The 20955-nt window shown below is 58.7% G+C and carries 17 protein-coding genes; 8 read left to right on the top strand and 9 right to left on the bottom strand.

The window, feature by feature from the left end; translation table 11 throughout:
- Window positions 1–53 precede the first annotated feature (53 nt).
- Window positions 54–2243 carry a TonB-dependent receptor gene (locus KFE13_RS01515; RefSeq protein WP_260705360.1) on the top strand — a complete coding sequence of 730 codons (2190 nt, stop codon included), beginning with the start codon at window positions 54–56 and terminating at the stop codon, window positions 2241–2243.
- Window positions 2244–2262: 19 nt separating this feature from the next.
- On the opposite strand, the gene pgm is transcribed toward KFE13_RS01515, so the two are convergent.
- Entirely contained in the window at window positions 2263–3909 is a 1647-nt protein-coding gene (gene pgm, locus KFE13_RS01510; RefSeq protein WP_260705359.1) for a phosphoglucomutase (alpha-D-glucose-1,6-bisphosphate-dependent), read from the bottom strand.
- A gap of 251 nt (window positions 3910–4160) precedes the next feature.
- On the opposite strand from pgm, the gene KFE13_RS01505 reads away from it, so the two are divergent.
- Both KFE13_RS01505 and KFE13_RS01500 read left to right on the top strand, forming a co-directional pair.
- Window positions 4161–6809, top strand: coding sequence for a DNRLRE domain-containing protein (locus tag KFE13_RS01505; RefSeq protein ID WP_260705358.1), 2649 nt, complete (start codon window positions 4161–4163; stop codon window positions 6807–6809).
- An 85-nt stretch (window positions 6810–6894) separates the two neighbouring features.
- Entirely contained in the window at window positions 6895–8832 is a 1938-nt protein-coding gene (locus KFE13_RS01500) for a glycoside hydrolase family 88/105 protein (RefSeq protein ID WP_260705357.1), read from the top strand.
- A gap of 17 nt (window positions 8833–8849) precedes the next feature.
- Here the strand turns inward: KFE13_RS01500 and KFE13_RS01495 are convergent, their stop codons facing one another.
- From KFE13_RS01495 to KFE13_RS01480, 4 genes are all read right to left on the bottom strand, one after another.
- Window positions 8850–9179: an Hpt domain-containing protein gene (locus KFE13_RS01495; RefSeq protein ID WP_260705356.1), complete on the bottom strand. Its 330-nt coding sequence runs from the start codon at window positions 9177–9179 to the stop codon at window positions 8850–8852.
- Between the two features lie 123 nt (window positions 9180–9302).
- On the bottom strand, window positions 9303–9719 hold the full coding sequence (locus tag KFE13_RS01490; RefSeq protein WP_260705355.1) for a response regulator: 417 nt from the start codon (window positions 9717–9719) through the stop codon (window positions 9303–9305).
- Between the two features lie 103 nt (window positions 9720–9822).
- The gene (locus KFE13_RS01485) at window positions 9823–11526 is read right to left on the bottom strand and encodes an ATP-binding response regulator (protein WP_260705354.1); all 1704 of its coding nucleotides are present in this window, start codon (window positions 11524–11526) and stop codon (window positions 9823–9825) included.
- Window positions 11527–11916: 390 nt separating this feature from the next.
- The gene (locus tag KFE13_RS01480) at window positions 11917–12984 is read right to left on the bottom strand and encodes a 1,9-bis(guanidino)-5-aza-nonane synthase (RefSeq protein WP_260705353.1); all 1068 of its coding nucleotides are present in this window, start codon (window positions 12982–12984) and stop codon (window positions 11917–11919) included.
- Window positions 12985–13114: 130 nt separating this feature from the next.
- Between KFE13_RS01480 and pncB the strand changes: the two genes are divergently transcribed.
- Both pncB and KFE13_RS01470 read left to right on the top strand, forming a co-directional pair.
- Entirely contained in the window at window positions 13115–14419 is a 1305-nt protein-coding gene (pncB, locus tag KFE13_RS01475) for a nicotinate phosphoribosyltransferase (RefSeq protein WP_260705352.1), read from the top strand.
- A 49-nt stretch (window positions 14420–14468) separates the two neighbouring features.
- Window positions 14469–15410, top strand: a complete 942-nt coding sequence (locus tag KFE13_RS01470; protein ID WP_260705351.1) for a phospholipase C/P1 nuclease family protein — start codon at window positions 14469–14471, stop codon at window positions 15408–15410.
- On the opposite strand, the gene KFE13_RS01465 is transcribed toward KFE13_RS01470, so the two are convergent.
- Entirely contained in the window at window positions 15395–15931 is a 537-nt protein-coding gene (locus KFE13_RS01465) for a DUF2062 domain-containing protein (RefSeq protein WP_260705350.1), read from the bottom strand. The genes KFE13_RS01470 and KFE13_RS01465 overlap by 16 nt on opposite strands.
- Window positions 15932–16050: 119 nt before the next feature.
- On the opposite strand from KFE13_RS01465, the gene KFE13_RS01460 reads away from it, so the two are divergent.
- The 3 genes from KFE13_RS01460 (at window position 16051) to KFE13_RS01450 (ending at window position 18486) form a co-directional block, all read left to right on the top strand.
- On the top strand, window positions 16051–16755 hold the full coding sequence (locus tag KFE13_RS01460) for a lysophospholipid acyltransferase family protein (RefSeq protein ID WP_260705349.1): 705 nt from the start codon (window positions 16051–16053) through the stop codon (window positions 16753–16755).
- A 93-nt stretch (window positions 16756–16848) separates the two neighbouring features.
- Entirely contained in the window at window positions 16849–17667 is an 819-nt protein-coding gene (locus KFE13_RS01455; protein ID WP_260705348.1) for a GNAT family N-acetyltransferase, read from the top strand.
- Window positions 17668–17685: 18 nt separating this feature from the next.
- Window positions 17686–18486 carry a lysophospholipid acyltransferase family protein gene (locus KFE13_RS01450; RefSeq protein ID WP_260706877.1) on the top strand — a complete coding sequence of 267 codons (801 nt, stop codon included), beginning with the start codon at window positions 17686–17688 and terminating at the stop codon, window positions 18484–18486.
- Here the strand turns inward: KFE13_RS01450 and udk are convergent.
- The 3 genes from udk to KFE13_RS01435 all read right to left on the bottom strand — a co-directional run bounded on the left by udk (window position 18436) and on the right by KFE13_RS01435 (window position 20873).
- Window positions 18436–19098, bottom strand: coding sequence for a uridine kinase (gene udk / locus KFE13_RS01445; protein WP_260705347.1), 663 nt, complete (start codon window positions 19096–19098; stop codon window positions 18436–18438). The two genes, KFE13_RS01450 and udk, sit on opposite strands and share 51 nt — an antisense overlap.
- A gap of 7 nt (window positions 19099–19105) precedes the next feature.
- A complete protein-coding gene (locus KFE13_RS01440; protein WP_260705346.1) occupies window positions 19106–19963 on the bottom strand; it encodes a purine-nucleoside phosphorylase in 858 nt (285 codons plus the stop codon).
- A 361-nt stretch (window positions 19964–20324) separates the two neighbouring features.
- A complete protein-coding gene (locus tag KFE13_RS01435; protein WP_260705345.1) occupies window positions 20325–20873 on the bottom strand; it encodes an MSCRAMM family adhesin SdrC in 549 nt (182 codons plus the stop codon).
- Between the last annotated feature and the right edge of the window lie 82 nt (window positions 20874–20955).

Below are 20955 nucleotides of genomic sequence, written 5' to 3'. Positions count from 1 at the left end.
AGAGCAGCCGTTAGTATGGAAGTATGCGGGTGGGGCTTCAAACAATAGCAGCTGTGTTGCTGTTACGCGCAGCGACGATGTCGGCCGCAGACCACGGGGTGAAGGTCTGCGTCAAGGATGAACAGGGGAACGCCATCAGCGGTGCACAGGTGACTCTGCGCTCGACGCCGGTGCGGCAGGCTTCCAGTGATGTGATGGGGTGTGCGGTGTTTGGCGCTGCTGCTGCGCAAACGCTTGTCGAGATAGCGCATGCCGGCTTTGCCACGGTGAAGCAACCGGCCGGTGCGGGAGAGCTGGATGTGGTGCTGCATGTTGCGGCGGCGAACTCCGTCGTCGAAGTGACGGCTGCGCGCACGCCGCTGGCTCTCGATGCCAGTGCAAGCAGCGTTCGTACAATGACGGGCCAACAGCTGGATGAGGCTCCTGGTTTTAATCTCGACGACCGGTTGCGGCAGGTGGCGGGATTCCAGCTGTTTCGCAGGACGGGCTCGTGGGTTGCGAATCCGACGACACAGGGAACATCGCTGCGCGGCCTTGGGTCGACGGCGGCCAGCAGGACGCTTGTGCTTAGTGATCAGGTTCCACTGAACGATCCCTTTGGAGGATGGATTCACTGGAACGAGATTCCTCAACTCGCCATGCGGGATGTGGAGTTGATGCGTGGCGGTGCATCGGACCTGTACGGATCGAGCGCGATCGGTGGCGTAATCGATGTGATTCCTGTGATGCCGGAAGGCATGTCGTATGCGTTGGATTTGGGTGGAGCCACCGAGGATACATCGCGCCTGAATGGGCTACTGACGGGAGATGTCAAGGGCTGGAGCGGTCTGGCTGCGACGACGCTCTTCCGCACAGGAGGATATATTCTTACGGCGCCGGAGAGCCGCGGGCTTGTGGATATACCCTCCAACGTTCACTCGCAGAGCGGACGGCTTGAGGTGCGGCATGAGCTTGGCCCTGGAGCGGTATTTCTGCGCGGCAACCTGTTGAACGAGGCGCGCAACAACGGCACGCCACTGACTACAAACGGAACGCGCATCTGGCGCTATGCTGCAGGTGGCGACTGGAGTGATGGCGGTGACGGACGATTCCTGCTGCGCCTGCACGGTGCGAATCAGAACTATCGGCAGAGTTTTTCGTCGATTGGAGCCAACCGCGCTACGGAGAAGCTGACGCGTCTGCAGGCAGTGCCATCGATGCAGCTTGGAGCGACGGGACAGTGGGCGCGGACCTTCGGTGAGCTGACGGTGGTTGCCGGGGCCGACGTGCTGGACACGCGCGGCAACGATGCAGAGACACCGGTTACGAACAATGTTTTGCAACAGACGGTCAGCATCAGTGCGCGTCAGCGTGACACGGGCGTTTATGGTGAGGGATTGTGGCAGCCACGTGGATGGTCGATTGCGCTTTCGTCGCGTGTCGATCACTTTGCGACCTTCGATGCACGGCAATCGGGAGCGACACCTGTGCCGGTGTTGCCGGAGGTCTCAGAGACGATCTTCAATCCGCGGCTTGGTGTGGTGAAGCCGCTTCGGGGAGGCGTTTCGCTGACGGCTTCAGCCTTCCGCGCTTTTCGCGGGCCATCACTGAATGAGCTTTACCGTACAGGCCAGGTTGGGCAGCAGATCACGCTGGCGAATCCTGCATTGCGGTCGGAGCGAGCGACGGGATGGGAGGCAGGCGGGTTGTGGAGCCTGCGGCGCATTGGTACGGTGCGGACGAGCTACTTCTGGATGCAGGTGAATCGCCCCGTCGCGGCTGTGCAGGTCAGCGCTACGCCGACGACACAGACGCTGAAGCGGCAGAATCTCGGCCAGCTGACGAGCAAGGGTGTCACGGCTGAAGTAGAGATGAGGCCGATTAGTTTTCTTACGGTGACAGCGGGATATCAATACGCGAACTCGACGGTGACGAAGTTTTCGGACCCGACGCTGGTGGGCAAGTGGACGCCGCAGGTTCCACGGAACTCGGCCACGCTGCAGGCGCGTATGGAGAAAAGACAGTGGGGTATTTTCGCGGTCGATCTGAGAACGAGTGGACAGCAGTTTGACGACTCCGCCAATCAATACCGGTTGAACAGCTTTGCGCAGGTTGATCTGTACGCCGAGCATTCTTTCCGTCATGGGCTTCGTTTATATGGTGCGGTGCAGAATCTGGCTGATTCGCGCATCGAGGCAGGACGCACGCCGATTCTTACGTTGGGGGCGCCGCGCATTGTGATGGCGGGCATCCGGCTGCATTGAGACGAATGCCCGCGCTGCATCAGGCAATAGCTGCATTGACCAGAGCCTGCGCCTCGGTCTGAATCTGCTTCAGATGGTCTGCGCCTTTAAAGCTTTCGGCGTAGATTTTGTACACGTCTTCGGTGCCGGAGGGCCGGGCAGCGAACCAACCGTTCTCTGTTGCGACCTTGAGGCCGCCGATTGGGGCGTGATTGCCTGGAGCTTCCGTGAGGATCGCGGTGATTGGCTCGCCGGCAAGCTCCTTTGCGGTGACCTGCGAGGGCGAGAGCTTGCCGAGCTTGGCTTTCTGCTCCTTGGTAGCGGCTGCGTCGATGCGCTGATAGACGGGCGCGCCGTACTTTGCGGTGAGTTCACCGTAGAGCTGGCCGGGGTCTTTGCCGATGCGTGCTGTCATCTCGGCGGCGAGCAGGCCGGGGATGAGGCCATCCTTATCGGTGGTCCACACCTTGCCGTTTCGACGCAGAAAACTTGCGCCAGCGGACTCTTCGCCGACAAAGCCGAGCGAACCGTCGAGAAGTCCATCGACGAACCACTTGAAGCCGACAGGGACCTCGAGCATGGGCCGGTCGAGTCCTTTTGACACGCGATCAATGATGCTGGAGGAGACGACGGTCTTACCGATGGCGGTTTTTGCTCCCCACTCAGGCCGATGGGTAAAGAGGTACTGGATCATGACGGCGAGGTAATGGTTGGGGTTCAGCAGGCCCGTGGAACGGGTAACGATGCCATGGCGGTCGTGATCGGTGTCACAGGCCCAGGCGACGTCGTACTTGTCCTTGTTGGCGATCATAGAGGCCATGGCGTAGGGACTGGAGCAGTCCATGCGGATGCGTCCGTCCCAGTCGAGCGTCATGAAGCGAAAGGTCGGATCGATGTGTGTGTTGAGGATGGCGAGCGGAAGTCTGTAGTGCTCGGCGATGCGCGGCCAGTAGTGGACGCCTGCTCCGCCGAGCGGATCGACGGCCAGCTTGAGGGAGGAGCTGCGGATGATGTCGAAGTCGATGACGCTGGCGAGATCGTTGACGTAGGCGGAGATGTAGTCATGGCGGTAGGTCTTGTCGGCTGAAAGTGCCTTGGCGTACGTCGTGCGCTTGACGCCCTTGAGTCCAGCAGCGATCAGCTCGTTTGCGCGGTTCTCGATCCACTTGGTCGCGGAGGTGTCGGCCGGGCCTCCGCTGGGGGGGTTGTATTTGAAGCCGCCATCTTCAGGAGGATTGTGCGAGGGAGTGATGACGATGCCGTCGGCGCGATGCAGTCTGGGGTTCGCATTGTGTGTGAGGATGGCGTGCGAGAGGACAGGCGTAGGCGTGTAGCCGAGCTTCTCGTCGATCATGACCTCGACACCGTTCGCAGCGAGGACCTCGAGCGCGGTGGTGAAGGCTGGCTCGGAGAGTGCGTGTGTGTCGCGTGCGAGGAACAGAGGGCCCGTCGTGTGCTCTGCAGTGCGGTACTCGACGATGGCCTGTGTGATGGCGGCGATGTGGTCGTCGTTGAAGCTGGCGGCGAAGGAATTGCCGCGGTGGCCTGATGTGCCGAAGGCTACGCGTTGCGCTGGAATAGCCGGATCGGGGTGGATCGCGTAGTAGGCGGTGATCAGATGGGGGATATCGACAAGCGAGTCAAGGGAGGGAAGCTGGCCGGGCTTATTGGTCTCGTGGGTGCTCATACTGTCGGTTTGTTTCCTTTATGAAGATTGCAATGCCAACCTATGCACTATATGAGATGCGCGCGCTGGGAGGAAGTCCGGAAGACACTGGATAACGCGGAAGTCGCATGTAAGATGGTGGTGTTTCCGATACATTTGTCCTGAAACAGCTGTTGTTTGTTGAAGGAATGTAAAAGCATGGTCAGGCCATGTTGTGGCCAGCGTGCACCGCAGAGCATGAATCGTTGAGCATAGGGTCTTCAAGGCTTCGCATGACGAGGCCGAAGGCTGCAAGGGGCCTGATGGGGGTTGCGGAAAGGTTGAAGTTATCGGCCGGGCTGGCCGTTGCGTTGGCTCTGATGGCTGCGATACCGGCAGCTGCGGTCGAGGCGACGCTGATGGCAGATGCACACGTCAACAGTGCCAGGCCGACGGCGAACAGCGGTACGATTTCAAACCTTGATGTCGGCGGGGGCTACACGGCGCTTCTACAGTTTGATCTGGGGACGCTGCCTGCAGGAACGACTTCCGCTCACATATCGCGCGCCTTGCTGCGACTGTATTGCAACCGAGCGGATACGCCGGGATTGGTGAGCGTGCAGCCGATCAGTGGATCGTGGGGGGAGTACAGCGTCACTTACTCCACGATGCCAACGCTGGGCGCGGCTACGCAGGTCGTCTCAGTAGCGCAGGCGGGGGCATACGTATGGGTAGATGTCACGGCTCTGGTACAGGGATGGATGACGACTCCGTCGTCGAACAATGGCATAGCGCTTACTGCCGGTTCGGCAGCGGTACAGTTCGACAGCAAAGAGAACGACCTTACCGGCCATGCTCCGCTACTGGACGTTGTGTTGGTGTCGCAGGGGCCTGCTGGTCCTAAAGGGGACACCGGAGCGATGGGACCGCAGGGTCTTCAAGGATTGACGGGTGCTGCTGGGCCTCCCGGAGCTACTGGTCCACAAGGCCCTCAAGGTCTGAAGGGCGATAAGGGAGACATCGGCGCACAGGGGCCTATAGGTCCTGCCGGAGCGACCGGCCCTGTGGGCTCTATGGGGCCGCAAGGGCCACAGGGTGCGAGCGGCGCAGTTGGCCCGGCAGGCTCGCCGGGGCTGGTGTATCAGGGAGCGTATGCTTCGACGACGAACTATGCACTGGGCGATGTCGTGCTATGGCAGGGTGCAAGCTATGTCTCGCTGTTGAATGGCAATCATGGCAATATGCCAGCGGTCAGTCCATTGCAATGGGGAGTGCTGACTACGCAGGGGCCTGTTGGTGCGCAGGGGGCTGTCGGAGCGACGGGGCCGATGGGGCCGCAAGGCCCACCAGGATCCGTGGGGCCTCCGGGCGAGCAGGGGCCGCAGGGATTGCAGGGAATCGCGGGGCAGGCGGGAGCGCAGGGAATTCCTGGCGCGCAAGGCCCTCAGGGGCTTCAGGGGCCGATGGGGCCACAGGGCCCGGCTGGTCCGGCAGGCATGACGTTTCGTGGAGCGTACTCATCGACGGCGAATTACTCGCTGGGAGATGGCGTGATCTATGGGACGTCGGGCTATGTCTCCCTCATGGATAGCAATCATGGCAATACTCCGGATCAGAGCCCGGCAGCGTGGGCATTGTTTGCGACGGGGACCCAGGGAACTGCGGGCGCAGCGGGCGCTCAGGGAGCGCAGGGGCCAGTTGGTCCGCAGGGACCTGTGGGTGCGACGGGGGCACAGGGGCCGCAGGGGCCGGTTGGTCCGCAAGGACCTCCTGTCGCCAATTACACGGGCAACTACAGCTCGACAACGAATTATGCGCTGCACGATGCGGTCAGCTACAACGGCTCGACATATATCTCGCTCGTCAATGGCAATGCAGGGAATACTCCTTCACTAAGCCTGTCGCAGTGGGCGTTGCTGGCAGCGCAGGGAATTCAGGGACCTGCGGGCCCGCAGGGACTGCAAGGCCCGGCAGGCTCTCCGGGAGCGACCGGTGCGGTTGGCGCAACGGGGCCGCAAGGGCCTCCGGTCAGCTTTACTGGAGGCTGGCTTGTCTCGCGTGCGTATGCCACAGGCGATGCGGTGAGCTATGGTGGGGGCAGCTATATCGCACTGTCTGCAAATACGGGGCGACAACCAGATGTAAGTCCCGCCTACTGGGGTGTGTTGTCGCAGGCAGGGGTTGCCGGAGCGGCTGGAGCTACAGGAGCGCAGGGGCCGATGGGGTTACAAGGGCCAGCTGGAGTAAATTTCAAAGGCGCATGGTCTGCTTCGACTGGTTATCTTGCGAACGATGCCGTCTTCTACGCGGGCAGTACCTATCTTTCTTTAGCGACGAATCTGGCGGCGCGTCCTGATGTCTCGCCGGCGGCGTGGACTCTACTGGCGCAGGCTGGGAGTGCTGGAGCTACGGGGCCCGCAGGAGCTGCTGCCACGGTCAGCGTCGGTACGGTGACGACGGGAGCAGCGGGGACACAGGCGCAGGTTACGAACTCCGGCACGCTGAATGATGCGGTGCTGAATTTTGTCATTCCTCAGGGAGCGCCCGGCGCAGCGGGCAGTGGCGGCGGCGGCTCGGGCACGAGTGGCGTGCCGTTTGCTTCGATGTATCATGCGGTCTCTTTCAACTCGGTCTACTACTCGGTGAACAATACGAATGCAAGCGCCACGGAGACGGCTCAGGTGCTGACGTGGATTCCAAACGGATGCACGGCATCAACCCTCACGGTGTACTCGCAACAGTCCAATACGATTACGGTGACGTTGCGTGTCGGAGCGCAAGGCGCGATGGCGAATACGTCGTTAGCCTGCACCGTCGGGAGCAATAGCCAATGCACGGCAACCGGGGCTGTAGCTGTTGCGGCGGGCAACTTCATCGATCTGACGGTGACGGGAGCCAGCGGTACTTCTGCTGGTGTGTGGACAGCGCTCGCCTGCAATTGAGGGCACCGCGTTGGCCAGTTGAGGATGCAAGCAGGTATTCTGGTGACCGTTCCATCTTTCCAGCTATTGAAGGAGATTTCCGCTGATGAAGTTGCTGAAGATGTCGGCTCTGGGATGTGCGGTTGTGGCGCAGATGATGCTAGCGGTATCGATGCAGGCGCAGGGCGCTTTGAAGATCGATGAGCCTTCGGCAAAGATGGCGGCTTCGATCATGATGCTGTGGCCTCACGGAGTTGTCGCAACCCAGAATCATCCCGGAGTGTGGGGCTATGAAGAGGGAGTTTTGCTGGACGGCATGGCGGCCCAATGGCATGCGACCGCGAACGGTGACGACTTCCGCTACATCAAGGACGCTGTTGATAAGTACGTTTCCAGCGATGGCACGATCAACGGCTATAACGCCGACGCTCAGAGTCTGGACGAGGTAGAAATGGGGCGCGCCGTGTTACTGGTCTATCGCGTGACGCAGCAGCCGAAGTACTACAAGGCAGCGAAGTACATTCACGATCAACTGGAGAGCCAGCCGCGCACGGCCAGCGGTGGTTACTGGCACAAGAAAATCTACCCCAACCAGATGTGGCTCGACGGTGCGTATATGGCGGAGCCGTTTCGCGCAGCGTATGCGGTGACCTTCCATGAGTCGGGAGACTTCGACGACATCGCGAAGCAGTTGCTACTGATGTATGGTCACATGCGTGACCCAAAGACGGGTTTGCTGAAGCATGGGTGGGACGAATCGAAGGAGATGAAGTGGGCTGACCCGAAGACGGGTCTCTCGCCTGAGGCATGGGGCCGTGCGATGGGATGGTATGCGATGGCACTGGTGGATGTGTTGGATTGGTTTCCGGCCGATCATCCACAGCGTCCGGCATTGGTGGATGCTTTGAAGGGAACAGCCGCAGCAATCGTCGCGCATCAGGACAAGAAGACTGGACTATGGTGGCAGGTGATGGGCGAGCCTAGCCGGAAGGGAAACTTTGCGGAGGCCTCGGCAAGCTGCATGTTTGTTTATGCGATTGCGAAGGGTGTCCGGAACGGCTACTTACCCCAGACGGATGAGGCGAGCGTTCGCCGAGGCTGGGAGGGAATCCAAAAGGCGTTTGTGAAGTCGAGCGCGGATGGAAAGCTGGAACTGGATGGGACAGTCAAGGTGGGTGGCCTGGGAGGTACGCCGTATCGTTCTGGCACCTTCGATTATTACGTTGGAGAAAAGACTCAGGTCAATGATGCGAAGGGAGTTGGAGCGTATCTTCTCGCTGGATCGGAGATGGCACAGACGTCTACAGAGGCCCTGGGGCAGGGAAAGACTGTGATGGTCGATGCGTGGTTCAACTCGCAGACGCGCAAGAATGCAGCAGGGCAGACGGAGTTGTTTCACTACAAATGGGATGATGATACGAACTCTGGCTTCGCGTTCTTCGGCAGAGCCTTTGAGCGGTATGGCGTAAAGTTGGCAACGTTGAAGACGGCACCGACGGTGGCCGATCTCAGCAAGGCGCAGATATACATCATGCCTTCGCCTGATATCCCGGCGAAGAATCCGAATCCCAACTACATGGACAAGGCCAGCGGAGATGCGATTGAAGCATGGGTCAAGGCCGGTGGCGTTCTGATCCTGATGGAGAATGACAAGACCAACTCGGAGTTCGATCACTTCAACACGATGAGCGAGCGCTTCGGAATCCACTTCAACACGGTGTTGCGCAATACGGTGGATAACAACAACTGGCCTCAGGGAACGGTGATGGTTCCGGCGGGGACAGGCGTCTTCACCTATCCGCACAAGGCTTATCTGAAGGAGATTTGCACGATTACGGTCTCCGGTCCAGCGAAGGCGATTCTGACGGACAAAGGTGATGTGCTGATGGCGGTAACGAAGTTCGGCAAGGGAACTGTCTTTGCAGTGGTCGATCCGTGGATCTATAACGAGTACGTTGATCGGCGGAACAAGCTGCCGCTGGACTTCGACGGCTTTGATGCTGCGATCGATCTGGCAGGATGGGCGGTACGGCAGGCGAAGTAAAGCTTAGCCTGCCGCGTTTATCCAAGGTGAGGTGCCAACGTATGGCGAAGCCGTCTTGCCAGCGCTGCAAGATGGCCGAGTGTCTCTGGAGTCGGCTCCTTCAGGATGTGTTCCATCTCACTGGCGACAGATCCTGCCAGTTTGTAGCCAAACATGCCGAGATTTCCTGCCAGTTTATGAGCGGTCGATAGAGCTTCTGCGCGCTCATTTTCGGCAAGTCTACCGGCTGCAGCCAGCAGTGCCGCGCGGTCCAGGGTCTTCAGACGCTCGTGCATCGAGGGGAGATGGCGCTTCCAAAGATCGGCGAGCAGAGCGTTGATCTCAGTGTCTGCTTGTTTTACGTTCATGTGAATAAGACGCAAAAAAGTGTGGCAACGACGGATGTGAATGGCCCAAGCGGGTGCAACTTTTGGGGAGGGGCATCCTGGGTGAGCTGCGGCAGTTTTGGCATGGAAGATGCTGGCTTTCCGCTATTTTTGGGAGCTGGAGGCCGGTTGCGATGAGGCGCTCTGAGCATCGGTCCAGTGCAGTACGTCGGCGATCTGGTCGGCCAACGTTAGCGGGTCGAAGGGCTTGAACAGAACCGAAGCGACACCCAGGTCGGCGAAGCGGCGCTTATCGACGCCTTGAACTTTGGCCGTCAGCAGGAGGACAGGGATGTGAGCGATGGATGGAATCTGCTGCATCTCACGGAAGGTGGACGGACCATCGACTCCGGGCATCATCACGTCCATCAGAATGGCATCAGGCTGCTCTGCGACGGCGATCTCGATTCCTCTGGCTCCCGACTCCGCAGTAAATACCTTCCAGCCGGCAGTTGCTTCCAGCGATAAGGCAGCTACTTCGCGGATATCATCCTCGTCATCAATGATCAGGATTCGTCGCATGAACGTCTTATTTTCGCACGCTGCGAAAAAAGTTCCAGAGCATTGAGTAGCTTCTTCCCGCTTGGTTACTAAAGATCAGCTTAAAGAAACGAAGGTGGGGTATTTAGGCTGCAGGACCAGCCGTGGTGAGATCAGCAAACTTGGTACGGATGCGCTGCACCATGGAGAGGACCAGCTCTTCTACCTCGTGCGGCTGCACCTTGGCCTTGGTCAGGAATTCGGTAGGACCAAGTTGCAGGCGGGCCATATCGGCATCGGAGATCTCACGCCCGGAATAGACCACCATAGGGAGAGAGCGCAATGGTGGTTGTTGCCGCAACCATTCCACCAGCGAAAAGCCGTCGCCATCGGGAAGAGTCAGGTCGAGGATCAGCAAATCCGGCTTACGGTTGATGCACTGCCGGATAGCTTCCTGCCGGGTGGAGGCGTGGTCGATATGGACGGCAGCATCCTGGAAGCTGGCGATCAGGACGCTGGCCAGATCGTCGTCATCCTCAACCAGAAGAACGTAAGCGGGACCATCGCCCTGATGCAGGACGCGCCCGAGCTCAGCAAAGAGAAGATTTTCGTTGAAGGGCTTCTGCACCCAGCCCTGAGCATCGCCGGTAAGCTGCGGGCGAAGGGTCGAGGAGAGCACGCTTAGCACGACAACGGGGATATTAGCCGTTGCCGGGTTGTTGCGGAGCCGCTGCAGCGTCTCCCAGCCACTCAGGCCAGGCATATAGAGATCGAGGAGGATGGCCTCGACCTGTGTTTCTGCGGCAAGCATGAGCGCCTGATCGCCGGAACTGGCTTCGATGACCGAATAGCCCTGGCGCGTAAGGTGCTCGGTAACAATCGTGCGGATGCCCGCATCGTCATCGCAGATCAGGATGGAGCCTTCGCCGCGTGGAGGCAGTGCGGCAGGAAGCGAAATATCGCTCGATCGCGTGGTGCGGGGAAGCATGACATACAGTGTCGTGCCTTTGACGAGGTTGCGTTGCGCCCAGATCGATCCGCTATGCTGCTGTACGATGCTGCGGCAGATCGCCAGGCCAAGTCCGGTGCCGCTGTGCTGGCGAGCATCCGCAGGCTCAACCTGCTGGAAGCGGTCGAAGATGGAGTCGAGCTTGTCCGTAGGAATGCCACGCCCCTCATCGACGACTTTCAGAAGGATGGAATCGGCTGTCGCGTCTGTGTGAATGCGAACCGTGGACGCCGCGGGGGAGAATTTGATGGCATTCGAGAGCAGGTTGGTGATGACCTGCAGGATGCGGTCGGCGTCTCCGTCGAAGAACAGAGCCTCTGGTGAGGCGGCCTGAGCCACGGTGAAGGGCACCAGTTCCAGGTGGACTGAGCTGCTGTCGGCCATCGGCGTCATTGTCTCGATGGCCTGCTGGCACAGATCACGAAGCGAGCAGCGGCGAATCTGTAATGGGGCACGGCCGGAGTCCATGCGCTCCAGATCGAGGATGTCGTTAATGAGGCGGATCAGGCGGTCCGTATTGGTGGTTGCAATGCGCAGTAGGTTCAATGCTTTGGCATCGAACTGGCCAATGGTACCGGAGGAGAGAAGGCCCAGTGCTCCACGAATGCTTGTGAGGGGAGTGCGCAGTTCATGCGAGACGGTTGAGATGAACTCGTCCTTCAGCGTATCGAGCTGCGATCTTGCGGTCAGTTCCTTCTTGTCCTGGTGCTGCTGCTCCCGCACACGGCTGAGCTCTGTAGCGAGCTCGCGCGTTGTTCGCTGTGCCTTAATGAAGGCATAGAGCAGGATGCCGTAGGTTGCGAACAGCGTGGTAAAGGCCAGGATGGGAAGAATGTGCATAACGGCGGTCTAACCTCAAAGTCCCAAGACGATGTTCGTTCAATGGTAACGTGGCAGCAAAGACATCAGCTAGTCAATCTTGGTTTCTATAAGTGGAAGTAATACAATGTTTTCCGCACATGATCTATTGCTAATGTATAGACAGGAAGTAATAGCGCTGCAGGGTACGTCAACGATATCGCCAAGTTTATGCCCCAACTTGCTGATAGGAATGCGTTAACGTCGCTGCTGCCTATCGTGAGCATGACAGGTTGTCTACCATCGGCAAAATAGCACCTATGGGGATTGCCTTCCAAGTAAATAGGATGCGTGCGATCCGGGAGCCCAGGGGCAGGGAAAGGAAATGGCCGTTCACGCGGGAACGGCCATTGGAAAAGTAACTTAGGTTACTTATGCGGTTACCGCGACCTGATCCAGGATCGCTGCCCACTTCTTGCCCTTACGGCTGGCCTGAGCATTCTTGTGGAAGGCATAGCCTGCGATCAGGGGAAGCGCCATTGTGGCTTCCGAATAGACCATCTGCTCGTAGGTGGTGTCGACCTTACCCCAGCTGGAGGCTTCCTTCAGGGTCGAGCCTGAAAGCGCACCGTCGCGGGCATCGGCGACAGTGATCTGGATGGCGTACTTGTGCATGGAAGCTTCGACGCCGAGGATGTCAGCGGCTACGACGATGTCCTGTGCGAAGTTCTTCGGTACGCCACCGCCGATCATGAGCAGGCCGGTGGTCGGGTTGGCGATCTTGAGCTGCGTCAGCTCATAGAAGTCCTTGCCCGAATCGATCGAGACCGAGGGCTTGCCCTGGCGGTCATGAAGGTGGGCGACCAGACCGAAGCCTGCCGAACAGTCCGAGAAGGCCGGGCAGAAGATCGGCACGTTCTTCTCGTAGGCTGCGAGTACGATGGAGTCCTTGCCGCCGTTCTGCGGGGTCTTGCCGTTCTTGACGAGGTAGGCGCCCATCTCGCGGATAAACTCACGCGAGCTGTGGGGGCGAGGCTCCAGCGAGTTGGTGATCTGGTGCGTCGTCTCGTCGCAGAGTCGCAGCTCTTCTTCGTCGATGAAGGTGTCGTAGATGCGGTCGATCATCAGCTCACGCAGAACGTTGTCGCGCTCACCGTACTTGTACTCGTCACCGGCGATGTAGTGGTAGTAGCCGAGAGCTTCGAAGAAGTCCTGATCGACGATGTTGGCGCCGGTCGAGACGATGGCATCGACCATGTTGTTGCGCACCAGGTCGATGATGACCTTCTGCAGTCCGGCCGAGATCAGCGAACCGGCGAGGCAGAGGATGACGCCGCAGTCGGTGTCGCGGAGCATCATCTCGTAGATGTTGGCGGCGCGGGCGGTATCGCGCGAGCTGAAGGCCATCGACTGCATGGCATCGACTAGAGCCACGACGTTGTGCTGCGTGATGTCGATGTGCTTTATGGGTTGTTTGAGAAGTTCTTTTTTCGTAGACATAACCTTTATAGGATACCAAGCAAAACTCGGCGATTCCTGCGTCGTTTTATGAATTTTTGCGCTCGGCGGGTGGCTTTTCTGGCTGCTAACGATTTGCTTCAGAAACGCGGCAGAGGCGAGACTGGATGCCATGAACGTCGATCTGGCCGAACGGGCGCATAACCATAATTGGAAGCTCGATCCTATCGTGCGGTCTCTGCTCGATACGGACTTCTACAAGCTGTTGATGTTGCAGTTCATCTGGAAGAATTTTCCGGATGTTCATGTCACGTCCGAGACTGTGAACAGGACAACGCACGTGAGGCTGGCGGAACACATTCCGGCCTCGGCGCTGATCGAGCAGATGGAGCACGTCCGGCAGCTTCGCCTGCGTAAGAGCGAGCTGATCTGGCTGGCGGGTAACACCTTCTATGGCACGCGAACGATCTTCGAGCCGGCTTTTCTTGAGTGGTTAGAGAACGGTTTCCGCCTCTCGGATTATGAGGTGAGCGAAGAGGATGGGCAGTTGATCCTGCGGTTCTCGGGATTGTGGACCGAGGTCACCATGTGGGAGGTCTATGCCCTGGCGCTGATGAGCGAGATGAAGACTCGCGCTGCGCTCGGTCGCCTGAGCGAGCTTGAGCTGGATATTCTTTACGCTCGCGCGAAGACGCGCCTGTGGGACAAGATCGAGAAACTGCGCGAGATCCCTGAGGTACGCATCTCGGAGTTCGGCACACGCCGCCGTCACAGCTTCCTGTGGCAGGAGTATGTGGTGATGGCGATGCACGCCGGGCTGGGCGCGAGTCTTTCGGGAACCTCCAACACCTATCTTGCTTACAAGCATGACCTGGAAGCGATGGGAACGAATGCCCACGAGCTCCCGATGGCGCTGGCTGCTCTTTCAAAGAATGATGAAGAACTCCACGACTCGCAATATCGCGTGCTGGAGCTTTGGCAGAAGAACTATGGTGGCGAGCTGTTGATTATGCTGCCGGATACCTTCGGCACAACGCAGTTTCTTGAAGGCGCTCCCGATTGGGTGGCGGACTGGACCGGACAGCGTGCCGATTCGAAAGACCCCTTCGTTGCGGGGGACGAGTATATTGCGTGGCTGATCAGCCGAGGGCGCGATGCCCGCAGCAAGCGATTGATCGCGTCCGATGGTCTTGACGTCGATGGCATCATTGCGCTGCACAAGTACTTCCACGGCAGGATTCGTTTTAGCGCAGGCTGGGGGACTCTGGTGACGAACGATTTTCGTGGATGCCATCCGCGGGGCGAGCATGATTTCGAACCGATCAGCCTGGTTTGCAAACTGATGACCGTGAATGGGCATCCCGCAGTCAAGTTGAGCGACAACGCAAACAAGGCAACTGGGCCTGAGAAGGAGATCGAGCGTTACCGCAGAGTCTTCGGCAGCGTTGCTGTGGCTGGATCAGAAGTGGTCGTTTAGAGAGTGTCTTTGTAGCAGATTCGAAATAGCTTCCGGCTATACTGCCGTCATGTCGAAAATCTGGGGAGTGGTTCGGTTTGTGGCAGCTTCTGCATTGCTGCCTGCCATGATGGTGCAGCCTTCGTTTGCCTGGGGTGGCGATGGCCACAGAATGATCAATCGTCTGGCAGCGAAGAATCTGCCGAAGGATGTGCCTGCATTTCTGCGTAACGGCAATGCGTTGGATACGGTCGAGTATCTTGGGCCTGAGCCTGACCGCTGGCGTAACAGAGCCGTACCCGAATTAGGCGACGAACAGGCGCCGGAGCACTTCATCGATATGGAGTATCTCGACGTGCTCGGTGGCACGCTACCCAAGAAGCGCTACGACTTCATTCGCGCTCTGGCCAAGGCGCAGGCTGCGCATCCTGAGCTTCAGCTTCAGCCGGAGATTGTCGGTCTGCAACCATACATCACTGAAGAGGTTTGGCAGCGTCTGCGTAACAGCATGCACGAGTATCGCAATCTGCTGGCAGCTGGGGAAGACACGAAGCCGGTTGAGACAGCGATCCTGTTCTACGCAGGATGGCTTGGTCACTATGTTGCTGACGGTTCACAGCCCCTGCATACCACTACAAAGTACAACGGGTGGACTGGGCCGAATCCGAACGGCTACACAACGGACCACAAGATCCACTCCTTGTTTGAGTCGCTGTATGTTACTGCAAACATCAAGCCTGCCGACGTGGCTCCACTGGTGTCTGCAGCTCCGCCCAAGGTGCTGAACGATGAGTGGAACGACTATCTGAGCTATCTGAGCAACACGTCGACGCAGGTCGAAAAGCTTTATCAGCTGGAAAAGGCTGGTGGCTTTGCAGATGCAGGAACTCCGGAGGGGAAGGCCTTCGTCGAAGAGCGGTTGGCGGCAGGAGCGATCGAGCTGCGCGATATGATCTACACGGCCTGGGTGCGAAGCGGCGACCCGGTCGAGGAGTATCACGGGCCTAAGTAGTCCGACTGCTGCGTCTTCATCAATCGTCGCAGCAGCGGAGTAAGCAGCAAAGCCAGTAAGGGCAGGGTGATCGTCGATACGATCGCCCAGATGACCAGCGCATGCCACTCCCACATCCAGAGTTGTTTCACCAGTGCGATGGGATGGTTGCGTGCTGCCTGCAGGATGTCGTGCGGCGCAAGAGGCACCGGAGGAGAACGAAAAAGAACTCGTCCTGCCCGCAGAAATGGAATGAAGAGCAGCATTTCGAGCGGATAAACGATATGGTTGCCCAGCTGCGAGGCGACCAGATTGAGCCGGAAGACGATGGCAATGGCCAAACAAAGGATGGTCGTGCTTCCGAGCAGGGGATTGATGCCGATCACAACTCCCGTGGCGAAGCTCCAGGCCAGGGTCTCGGGAGAAACGCCCATACGCAGGAGGGCGAGCAGCGGCAAAACAGCGCGACGGTAGAGGAAGCCCCCGAGGGTGCTATTGCCCTTCGAGGTGACTTCGGTGAGGCTGGATTGATCCTGATCCACTGATATCAGGATAGACTGCCGTTCAGGAGATGTTGCGGGAGGCGTTCCGGGTGAGTGTTTTGCGGTCGCTGTTGAGAAGTGTTCAGCTGGCGGGGTACTTCGTAAGATTCGGGACTGAATTGCTGGTCAAGCGTCCGTCGACACGCGAAGCACGCGCGGATTGGCTGCACCGATTTTGCGCTACAGCGCTCCATGGCATGGGGATTGAGGTTGAAGCGAGCGGTGAGTTTCCTGATCATGGCGCGCTGATCTCCAACCATCTCAGTTATCTGGACATCGTTGTCTTTGCCTCACTGCACCCCTGCGTCTTTGTCTCGAAGGCTGAAGTTGCTACCTATCCGGTTCTCGGCTGGATGACGACGATGGCCGGTACGGTGTATGTGGCTCGCGGCCACGGAGGCTCGGCCCTCAAGGCTCGCTCTGGTGTGGATGCTGCCCTTAGTGCAGGACTTCCTGTTGTCTTCTTTCCTGAAGGGACAACTTCGAACGGCAGCGGCCTGCTGAAGTTCCACAGCGGCTTGCTGGCCCAGGTGCTTGCCGTGGGAGCATCGGTGACAGCCGGCCACATCTGCTACCACCTGGATGAGGACAACGGAGATGCGACCGTATCTGACGATGTCTGCTATTGGCGCGATGACGTTCCATTGCCACAACACATCTTCCGGCTCTTGGGGCTGCGTGGGATACGGGCCGAGGTTCGCTTTGCCGACACGCCCATTAAGTTCTCCTCCGATCTGGACCATCGGAAGCGCGCTGCCCAGGAGGCCTGGGTAGCGGTTGGGGAGCTTTCGCAGAGGAGTACGGTTAAGGTGCACCATTTCTGATTCAACAAATGTTCACTTGGCGTGAACATTCTGTAACAAAACTCGACGCAGACTGACATCGAAGCAACAACCCCTGGGTAGTAAGGAGCCTCGATGGTCAGTGTCCTGGAATCATCCTCTTCCGTCGTTCCGGTTTCACCTCTCGTCTCCGCTCCATTCCTTGTTCCCGAACTTCCAGCGAAGAAGGACATTCGCCTTGAAGCTGGTTCCTATGTGGCGAGGCTGGCTTTGACTGAGGCAGAGCGTCTTGCGACCTATCGTCTTCGGTTTATCGTTTTCAACCTCGAGATGAATGAGGGGCTGGAGTCGGCTTACGTCGATGGTCTCGATAAGGATAAGTACGATGATGTCTGCGACCATCTGATTGTTGAAGAGAAGCTGACCGGTGCCATCGTAGGAACGTATCGCCTGCAGATGGGGGATGTGGCTGGTCGCAACTTCGGCTATTACAGCGAACAGGAGTTTAGCTTTGCTCCTTATGAGGCGATGCGCAATCAGATCGTTGAATTGGGACGTGCCTGCATTCATCGCGATCATCGCTCTTCTGAGGTGCTACATCTTCTGTGGCGCGGCATTGCGCGCTACTCACTCGCAAACGGTGGACGCTATATGATGGGCTGCTGCTCGCTCAACTCGCAGGATCCAGCGCTCGGACATGCGGTTTATGGCTCGCTTGCTAACTGCATGGTCGAACCGGAGCTGCGCACTGTTGCGACTGCTCCATTTGCGCTGCCTGCGCCTGAGATGACGCTTCCGGATGAACGTGCGCCGAAGCTGCTGCGTGCGTATCTGGCAATTGGAGCCAAGATTTGCAGCGAACCGGCGATCGACCGCGAGTTCAAAACGATCGACTTTCTGACGCTGCTCGATCTACAGACTCTGCATCCACGGGTTGCAGCGCGATTTCTCTGAGGGGACACTGATTTGCACGTGCTTCGCGCTACATGGAGAATCTCGAAGGCCGTTGCCTTTCTGATCGGCCTTGCGTTGGATCTTCTATTGCGCCCGTCGTGTGATGTTCAGGATTCCGCAGAGCGAGTGCATCGCTGCTGTCAGAGGCTTGTACGCGCTCTTGGGGTTGCGTGGAAGGTTCAGGGAGATCTTCCAGCGTCAGGCGTTGTGATTGCGAATCATCTGAGCTATCTCGATATTCTGCTGCTTGCTGCAGTGCGGCCATTTGTGATGGTGGCGAAGTCCGAGGTGCGCGGCTGGCCGCTGATCGGTTGGATTACGGCCCAAGCTGGAACGGTCTACGTTGTTCGTGGCGGCGGGCCTGCGACGTACCCCGGCGTGAATCGCGCGATGGCGGAAGCGTATCGCAGCGGGCTTCCGGTCTTGTTCTTTCCTGAGGGGACAACGACGGATGGCAGCGAGGTGCTGCCGTTTCGGCGCGGACTGTTTCATTCGGTGCTGAAAGAAGGTGCCGCGGTGCATCCGGCGGCGCTGAGTTATGCGATCGATGAGAGAGACATCCGCGCAGGCATGACGGTTGCGAATGATGTTTGCTGGTGGGGCGATGCAACGCTGGCGCCGCATTTGTTTCGTCTTGCGGGAATGCAGGGCATTCGCGCAGCGGTTAACTTTGGAGAAGAGGTAACGAGCCGTAGAGACCGGTTCGAGCTGGCGGAGACATCTCGCGACCAGATCGCGATCATGTATACGCAGCTTGAGTGCTCGTGGTCAGGCGAGATGGCGACCGCGCACGAGGCCGAGTTGGCTGAGGTTCTTTAGAACCTGTTCGACGGACCAGTCAAGCGCGTCGGTTCCTTCCACTGTGATGGACGCGTGCTCTGCCGAAGGGATGACGTAGAGATCAGCCATTGGTTTTGCTGTGGCTTCAAACTGGGCACGAACACTTTCTTCGGTGCGACCGCGTTCGCGCATGTCGCGATAGATGCGGCGATTCAGGCAAATCGTGTTCGGTGCGTTGACGTAAATGCTGAAGTCGTAAAGCGTGCGAAGTTCTGGGTAATGCAGTGCGAGGATGCCTTCGACGATGATGACGGGAGCCGGAGTGACGGTCTCGGTGTGGTCGGCAACGCGGGTGTGTGTTGTGAAGTCGTAGATGGGGCGCTCGATGGCATTTCCCTCGGCAAGTTCTTCGATGTGCTGCGCGAGCAGAGCGTGCTCGAGAGCATCGGGGTGGTCAAAGTTACTGCGTGCTCGCTCGTCGGGCGGCAGGTGCTTGAGGCAGTTGTAGTAGAAGTCGAGCGGAAGCAGCGTCGCCGATAGCTGGCCGGTAAGTTCGCGGGCCAGCGTTGTTTTGCCGGAGCCGGAACAGCCGGCGATGCCGATGATCAGAGGCCGCTGCGGAAAAGAAAGCTGTTCCGGTCGTTCGGTCACGCTGTGCTTAGGCCCCTCTCCGCTCGCCAAGCTGAGGGATCAGGGCGGTGAGCAGGCCGGTGAACTGTCCGGCGATGCGCTTGCCGATCTCCATTACTTCTTCGTGGTTGATGGGTTCGTCGAGAACTCCGGCAGCCATGTTGGTGACGATGGAGAGGCCAAGAACCTCGATGCCCATGTGGCGGGCAATGATGACTTCGTGCACGGTCGACATGCCGACGAGATCGGCTCCGAGGGTGCGGAAGGCGCGGATTTCCGCCGGAGTTTCGTAGCTGGGACCGAGAACGGCGATGTAGACGCCTTCGCTCAGTGTCCAGCCCTGTTTTGCGGCTTCGGCGATGGCGAGAGTGCGCAGCGCAGGCGAGTAAGCCGTTGTCATGTCGAAGAAGCGCTGTCCTGAGTTCGGCAGGAGTCCGAAGCGCGGCTCGTTGGGGCCGACTGCAGCGTTGGAACCGGTGAGGTTAATGTGGTCGGAAATAGCGACGATTGCACCCTGACCATAACGCGTATTGATGCCGCCCGCGGCATTGGTGACGATAAGCTGTTCTGCGCCGAGCAAGCCGAGAACACGCACCGGGAACGTGACCTCGTTGAGCAGGTAGCCTTCGTAGGCGTGGACGCGACCCTGCATAACGGCGACGGGGATGCCGCCGATATGGCCGAGGACGAGCTTGCCGGAGTGTCCGGCGACGGTCGATTGCGGGAAGTTGGGAATCTCGGAGTACGGGATCACGGTTGCATCCGCGACATTTGCGGCGAAGTCACCGAGTCCGGAGCCGAGAATGAGGGCCAGTCGGGGGCGAGTGGGAAAGCGCTGGCGGATGAATTCTGCTGCTGCTATTGCCTTCGAGAAGAGGTCGGTCATCGATTCGGGTCGAGTCCTGATTCGCAAGTACCCCCAGCCCCCCTGTTTCATTTGTGCAAAGTATTCGAAACAAGGTGGTTATTTGGACACCCCTTGAGAGTGTCCAGGCATCCAGCCAGGGTGGTGTGTTGTTTGTCTATTCATAGTTTAGCGAGTGAAGGGTATCAAATCGGCACATTGCAGCCTTATTTTTCGTTTGCGAAATGTGCAGGGATGGCGCGGGGATTTGTGCGGTGAGGGCGAGTTTTGCACAGGGTTGGGGGCTTGACGGATTTGCGGCAGGGAAAGGAATAGGGTGGTTGCTCGGCTCCGCTGCGCTCGGAGTGACACATTTTGCTTGAGAGGGATGGATCGTAGGCGCTTAGCTCTTGCCGCAGCCTGCGCGGTAGACGCGTGGCTTGCGCCATTCCTCGTCGGTGGCGAAGATGACGCAGCTTCGACCGGTTTCGGTATCGAGGCGCCAGGTGATGTTGCCCTGACGATAGAGTTGATAGCGTCCGCTGCCTGCGAAGACCATGCCGTTTGGAGGGTTGGGGCTGATGGTATCCGTGGCGGGGGCATTGGCTCCGGCGGCCTGTTGGGACTGGGTAACCTGTGAGTTTGCCTGGGGAGCAGCGGCTGTAGTCTGGGCTAACGAGTTGGCTTGCGCCGCAGTTGTGGTTTGTGCGGGCTGGACTGCTGCGGTGTTCTGTGCCGTGGACGCGTCCTGCTGGGCAGGATAGACGATGGTGTCGGCATCGGAGGATTGGGATGCCTGCTGCTGTGCTCTGCTTGCGGCTGTCTGACGCACTCCATTGGAGTAGACCTCGCCTGAGATGCCGCCGTGCTTGGCGTCGTAGGAGTTGTAACCCACGTAAACGAACAGCGCCAAAACCAACAGCAGCACGATGGTGATGACTCGTTTCGCCATGCTTCCTTTCTGCACAAGAAATGCAACAACTCAAATGTTAGATGCAGTGTACGGCATCATGATAACCTTCATCGCCGCAATG

Origin of the sequence: Edaphobacter flagellatus, from assembly GCF_025264665.1 — a bacterium.
Lineage (GTDB): Bacteria > Acidobacteriota > Terriglobia > Terriglobales > Acidobacteriaceae > Edaphobacter > Edaphobacter flagellatus.
Note: the sequence above shows the minus strand (reverse complement) of the source record. Positions and strands in the feature narration are given on the sequence as shown.

Coding starts and splice junctions, on each gene's coding strand:
- KFE13_RS01490 (WP_260705355.1), bottom strand. CDS start 9,719: ATGCGACGAATCCTGATCATTGATGACGAGGATGATATCCGCGAAGTA.
- KFE13_RS01495 (WP_260705356.1), bottom strand. CDS start 9,179: ATGAACGTAAAACAAGCAGACACTGAGATCAACGCTCTGCTCGCCGAT.
- KFE13_RS01435 (WP_260705345.1), bottom strand. CDS start 20,873: ATGGCGAAACGAGTCATCACCATCGTGCTGCTGTTGGTTTTGGCGCTG.
- KFE13_RS01440 (WP_260705346.1), bottom strand. CDS start 19,963: ATGACCGACCTCTTCTCGAAGGCAATAGCAGCAGCAGAATTCATCCGC.
- KFE13_RS01505 (WP_260705358.1), top strand. CDS start 4,161: ATGACGAGGCCGAAGGCTGCAAGGGGCCTGATGGGGGTTGCGGAAAGG.
- KFE13_RS01485 (WP_260705354.1), bottom strand. CDS start 11,526: ATGCACATTCTTCCCATCCTGGCCTTTACCACGCTGTTCGCAACCTAC.
- pncB (WP_260705352.1), top strand. CDS start 13,115: ATGAACGTCGATCTGGCCGAACGGGCGCATAACCATAATTGGAAGCTC.
- pgm (WP_260705359.1), bottom strand. CDS start 3,909: ATGAGCACCCACGAGACCAATAAGCCCGGCCAGCTTCCCTCCCTTGAC.
- KFE13_RS01455 (WP_260705348.1), top strand. CDS start 16,849: ATGGTCAGTGTCCTGGAATCATCCTCTTCCGTCGTTCCGGTTTCACCT.
- KFE13_RS01480 (WP_260705353.1), bottom strand. CDS start 12,984: ATGTCTACGAAAAAAGAACTTCTCAAACAACCCATAAAGCACATCGAC.
- KFE13_RS01470 (WP_260705351.1), top strand. CDS start 14,469: ATGTCGAAAATCTGGGGAGTGGTTCGGTTTGTGGCAGCTTCTGCATTG.
- KFE13_RS01500 (WP_260705357.1), top strand. CDS start 6,895: ATGAAGTTGCTGAAGATGTCGGCTCTGGGATGTGCGGTTGTGGCGCAG.